The organism is Caulobacter sp. CCH9-E1, assembly GCF_001556515.1.
Taxonomy (GTDB): domain Bacteria; phylum Pseudomonadota; class Alphaproteobacteria; order Caulobacterales; family Caulobacteraceae; genus Caulobacter.
This window is the reverse complement of the sequence record NZ_LSJA01000092.1, coordinates 1-4,867: the sequence shown is the minus strand read 5'-3', so window position 1 is coordinate 4,867 and position 4,867 is coordinate 1. Positions and strand designations below refer to the sequence as shown.

The window sequence follows — 4,867 nt, the reverse complement described above, 5'->3', positions numbered from 1 at the left end:
CCCTCCCCGCGAGGGGGAAATCGCCCTCGACCCTCGCCGACACCTCGCTCAAGCCCGGCAAGTCCATCGGCCGCTGGGTCGGCGGCGTCCAGCCGCCCTCGCGCCAGGCCGAGAAGCCGGCGGCTGATGGGCCCGGTTGGTATCCCGGGAACGGGCTCTGCTGGGCGCGGATGCTGTCCAGGGCCTGGGCCGCCACGGTGGTCGAGGCGCGGTGGCCGGCGCCGGCCAGGGCGTGGCGCAGGGCCCCGACGATCAGGCCGCGCACCAGGGCTGGATCGCGGAAGCGCACCTCGGCCTTGGCCGGGTGGACGTTGACGTCGACCTCGGTCGGATCGAGCGTCACATAGAGGGCCGCCGTCGGGTGGCGGTCTCTGGCGAGAAAGTCCGCATAGGCCGCGCGCAGGGCGCCTTGCAGCAGACGGTCGCGCACCGGCCGGCCGTTGACGAACAGGTACTGGTGGGCGGCGTTGCCCCGGTTGTAGGTCGGCAGGCCCGCGAAGCCCGACAGGCGGACGCCGTCGCGGGTCTGGTCGATCTCCAAGGCGTTCTCCTGGAACTCGCGGCCCAGCACGGCGGCCAGGCGGGCGAGCCGGCCCTGCGGCCCCGGATGCTCGGGCGGCAGGCGCAGCACCCGGCGGCCGTCGATATCCAGCGAGAAGCCGACGCTCTCATTGGCCATGGCCTGGCGCTTGATCTCTTCCGTGATCGCCAGGGCCTCGGCGCGCTCGGACTTCATGAACTTGAGGCGGGCCGGCGTGGCGTAGAACAGATCCCGCACCTCGATCCGCGCCCCGTGCGGGCCGGGGAAGGCGGCGGGGGCGACATCGCCGACCTGGCCGCCCTCGACCAGGATCGAGTAGGCGTCCGACTGGCCCTTGGCGCGCGAGCTGATCTGCAGCCGCGCCACCGAGCCGATCGACGGCAGCGCCTCGCCCCGGAAGCCCATGGTGTGGATGCGCAGAAGATCCCACAGACCGTCGGCGTCGGGCGCGAGCTTCGAGGTCGCGTGGCGCTCGATGGCCACCGGCAGCTCCTCGGCCGAGAGCCCGCAGCCATCGTCGGCCACCAAGATGCGGGTCAGGCCGCCGCCGTGCGCCTCGACCTCGATCCGCGTGGCGCCGGCGTCGATGGCGTTGTCGACCAGTTCCTTGATGGCGCTGGCCGGCCGCTCGACCACCTCGCCGGCGGCGATGCGGTTGACGGTCTCGGGAGGCAGGCGGCGGATGGGCATCAAGCAGACTTTCACGAGGCAGGCCGGCGACCACACGTGAGGCGGGGCGCCGACATTGCAACTCCTTAAGTTGCCGAACGAAGGCCGATCGGCCAACCAGAGGGAGATCGAAAACCTTAGCTCGATTCCGCCTTCGTTCGAGGAACTGAAGATAGTGACGCTGACCCGTTTCGCCGCCGCCGGCCTGGCGCTTTCCCTGTTGATGGGGAGTTCGGCGCTTGCTCAGACGCAAGGCAAGAACGAGGTCTCGATCCATCAGACCAAGCCCGTCGACCTGACGCCGGTCGACAGCCAGGCCAATCTGGTCGAAGCGCTGATCGTCAACGCCCGCCTGCCGGGGCCGGCCTGGTGGAAGGTCTCGGACGGCGACACCACCGTCTATGTGATGGGCGTCCCCGCCTTCACGCCGCGAAAGCTGGACTTCGACGACTCGGTGCTGCGGCGACGGCTGGACGGCGCCAACGTCCTGATCATCGGCCAGGAGCCCGAGGTCAGGATCCTCAGTCTGCTGGCCCTGATCCCCGGGCGGGGCAAGCCGTTCATGATGGACAGGCCCATGCGCGACACCCTGCCGCCCGAACTGCGCGCGCGGCTGGAGACGCGGTTGAAGGCCCGAAGCAAGCCGGTCAGCGAATACGACGACATGAAGCCGGCGCTTGCGGGCTTCATCATCGCCAACGACCGCGGCGGCGGCGTCTCGATCACGGTCGGCGACCTGACCGATCGCATCCGCGACCTGGCCAAGAGCAAGGCGGTCGCGGTCCAGCCCCGGGTCAAGAAGCTGGACGACTACGACCTGATCGGCATGGTCAAGTCGCTGGCCGAGGCGCCGCGGCCGCTGCAGGAGCTCTGCCTGGACGCGGGCCTGAAGGAGGCCGAGAACGGCCTGGCCGGCGTTCGCGAGACCGCCGAGCAATGGGCCGAGGGTCAGGTGCGCGAGGTCGTCTCGGCCGAGCGCGGCTATCAGCGCTGCCTGGCCTCCACGCCCTGGATCGCGCGTCAGTTCAAGGACGGTCAGGACGACGCGGTCTCCGCGATCGCCTCGGCCCTGAAGAAGCCCGGCAAGGCCGTCGCGGTGATCGAACTGCGCTCGCTGCTGACCGAGGGCGGCGTGCTGGATCGCCTGCGCGCCAAGGGCTTCACCGTAACCGCGCCCGAATAAGGCCAAGCTTCCGCCACACGGTCTTCCGAGGGTTGAGCCCACACACGGGAGGGGTGAGATGCGGACGATCCTGACAGGCTTGGCGTTGGCCGTGGCGATCACGGGCGGCGCGGCGCGCGCTCAAGTCATCGACGACCCCCAGGCCAATGTGGTCGACGCCCTGGTGGTCAGCGCCAAGCTGCCGGGTCCGGCTTGGTGGCGGGTGTCGGACGGCGACACCACGATCTATGTCCTGGGCGTGCCCAGCGCCCTGCCCAAGGGGATGGCGTGGGACAGGTCCGTGCTGGAGCGGCGGCTGGACGGCGCCTCGGTGCTGCTGACGCCGCCCGTCTGGCAGGCGGGCCTCACCGACATCCCGGCGATGCTGAGGCTGCGCGGCAGTCTCAAGGACGACGGCGCGTGGGCCGGGCGCGCCCCGACCCTGGCCGCGCGGACCCAGCGCGCCTGGACCGCCGTCGACCCCAAGAACGCCGGCGAGTGGCGGAAATGGAAGCCGGCGTTCGTGGCGCTGCAGCTCAACAACAAGGCCAATGGCGAGGCCCAACCGAAGGTCTCCGAACCCGACCGGACCATTGGCGATCTGGCCCGCAAGCGGCGGGTGAAGTCGCGGCCCGCGGCGGTCCACAAGGCCATGCCGATGCTGAAGGCGCTGGTGCGCGAGCATAGCGAGGAGGCGGGGCTGACCTGCCTGTCCGAGACGCTGGACGCGACCGAGGCGGGGCCGGCGCCGATCCGCGCCGCCGCGGACGCCTGGGCCAAGGGCCGGGTCAAGGACGCCCTGGCCGGCCCCCGCAGCGCCGAACGCTGCGAGCTGCTGATGCCCGGTGTCGCCGATCTGAAGCGTCAGCTGGTCGACGACGAGGTCCAGGCTCTGACGGATCTCTTGAAGACCCCCGGCCACGCGGTGGCCTACTTCCCCCTGCGCGCGCTCGTCGCCGAGAACGGCGTGCTGGACAAGCTGCAGGCGCGCGGGATCACGGTGCGGACGCCAGCGGAGGGGTAGGGGGAGAAAGCGCCCCTTCCGTCTCGTCGCTCCGCGCCGATCCGCCTCCCCTGCACGCGGGGGAGGATGGCGGGTAACCCTCCTCACCCGTGAAACGGGAGAGGTGTCACGATGCGGATACGCATCGAGACGGAGGGGGCGCTGAAGGCCCCAAACAAAAACGGCCCGGAACCGCGAGGCTCCGGGCCATTCTGTATCTCGGCGGAGACGTCCGGCCCTAGAGGCCCGGCAGCTTGATGCCGCCCTTCTTCTCGCGGCTGATGACCACGCCGCCCGCGCCCACCAGCTTCTTGAGGCGAGCCTCCTCGGCGGCGGCGTCGACTTCCATCGGGGCGTTGGCGCCGGCTTCGGCCGCCGTCGTCACGTTGGTGGTCTTCTGACCCTTCTTCCAGAACATCACCTTGCTGGCGAAGCTCTCGTCCTTGTGGGCCAGGTCGCCGTTCTCGTCGTCGACGACGAAGCGGATCAGCGGGTCGGCCTTGTCCGAGCCGGCGCGGGCGACCAGCAGCTTCTCGCCTTCCGAGCGGCCGGCGGCGTTGCTCTGGCCGATCAGGGCGGCGCGGGCCGCGCTTTCGGGCTGCAGCTCTTGCGGGCGCGGCTCGCCGGGCGCCGGCGGACGCAGCGAATAGTCGGGCGGCACCACCAGCGGGGCCTTGCTGACCACGCGGAACTCGTCGGGGACGACCTTGTCCATCCCCAGGGCCTTCTTGGTCGAGGTGCAGCCGGCCAGGCCGATCGCGGCCACGACGGTCAGGGCGCTAACAGCGGCGACCCGTTTGAAACTCATCAAACCATGCTCCAGCAGAGCCGACCCCCGGCCCAGAAATTCGGACGCTCTCGATACGACATCCTCGCGCGGGCGCCAATGTCCCACGCGATTGCGGCGGCAATCGGCCAAAACTACTCGGTCTGATGCGACAGTTTGCTCTCTTCGGACAGGAAACTGTCCAGCAGCAGCAGCGCCACCCCGACCGAAATCCCCGAGTCGGCGACGTTGAACACCCAGGGGAAATAAAGCCGCGAGACGTCGATGAAGTCGACGACATAGCCGTACTGCACCCGGTCGATCAGGTTGTTGCCGATGGCGCCGCCGATGATCATGCCGATCCCCAGGGCCGGCAGCAGCTTGGTCGCCTTGCGCGCCCAGATCGCCAGGCCGATCACCACGACGATCGAGAAGCCGATCAGCAGCCAGCGGCCCCAGTCGCTGTTCTTCAGCAGGCCAAAGCTCATGCCGTAGTTATGGACCATGGTCAGGTGCAGCGGGCCCAGCAGCGGGACGCTGGCGCCCTGCTCGCGACCCAGGAAGCCCAGGATCCAGAGCTTGGAAAGCTGGTCCAGCACCAGGACGGCGGCGGCGACGGCGTAGGCGGTCCAGCCGAGGCGGGTGATTTTCAAAGGCGTCATCCCCCGTTCTGAAATCCTCTCCCGGAGGGAGAGGATTTCAGAACGGGGGATGACGCCTTTGAAA

General features: G+C 69.6%; 4 protein-coding genes and 1 pseudogene. 2 read left to right on the top strand and 3 right to left on the bottom strand.

Going from position 1 to position 4,867, the window contains the following annotated elements; all coding sequences use genetic code 11:
* A partial coding sequence (gene mutL / locus AX690_RS05440; protein ID WP_156449576.1) for a DNA mismatch repair endonuclease MutL occupies nucleotides 1–1,231 on the bottom strand: 1,231 nt, incomplete at its 3' end.
* Nucleotides 1,232–1,344: 113 nt separating this feature from the next.
* On the opposite strand from mutL, the pseudogene AX690_RS05435 reads away from it, so the two are divergent.
* Nucleotides 1,345–2,393: pseudogene (locus AX690_RS05435) on the top strand (TraB/GumN family protein); the annotation flags it as partial.
* A gap of 58 nt (nucleotides 2,394–2,451) precedes the next feature.
* Nucleotides 2,452–3,396 carry a TraB/GumN family protein gene (locus AX690_RS05430; protein WP_066680054.1) on the top strand — a complete coding sequence of 315 codons (945 nt, stop codon included), beginning with the start codon at nucleotides 2,452–2,454 and terminating at the stop codon, nucleotides 3,394–3,396.
* Between the two features lie 217 nt (nucleotides 3,397–3,613).
* Here the strand turns inward: AX690_RS05430 and AX690_RS05425 are convergent, their stop codons facing one another.
* Together AX690_RS05425 and lspA are read right to left on the bottom strand one after the other, a co-directional pair.
* Nucleotides 3,614–4,183 (bottom strand): DUF3035 domain-containing protein, encoded by a 570-nt coding sequence (locus AX690_RS05425; RefSeq protein ID WP_066680056.1) that lies wholly within the window; start codon nucleotides 4,181–4,183, stop codon nucleotides 3,614–3,616.
* 113 nt (nucleotides 4,184–4,296) lie between these two features.
* The gene (gene lspA / locus AX690_RS05420) at nucleotides 4,297–4,803 is read right to left on the bottom strand and encodes a signal peptidase II (protein WP_082769520.1); all 507 of its coding nucleotides are present in this window, start codon (nucleotides 4,801–4,803) and stop codon (nucleotides 4,297–4,299) included.
* Nucleotides 4,804–4,867: the final 64 nt, after the last annotated feature.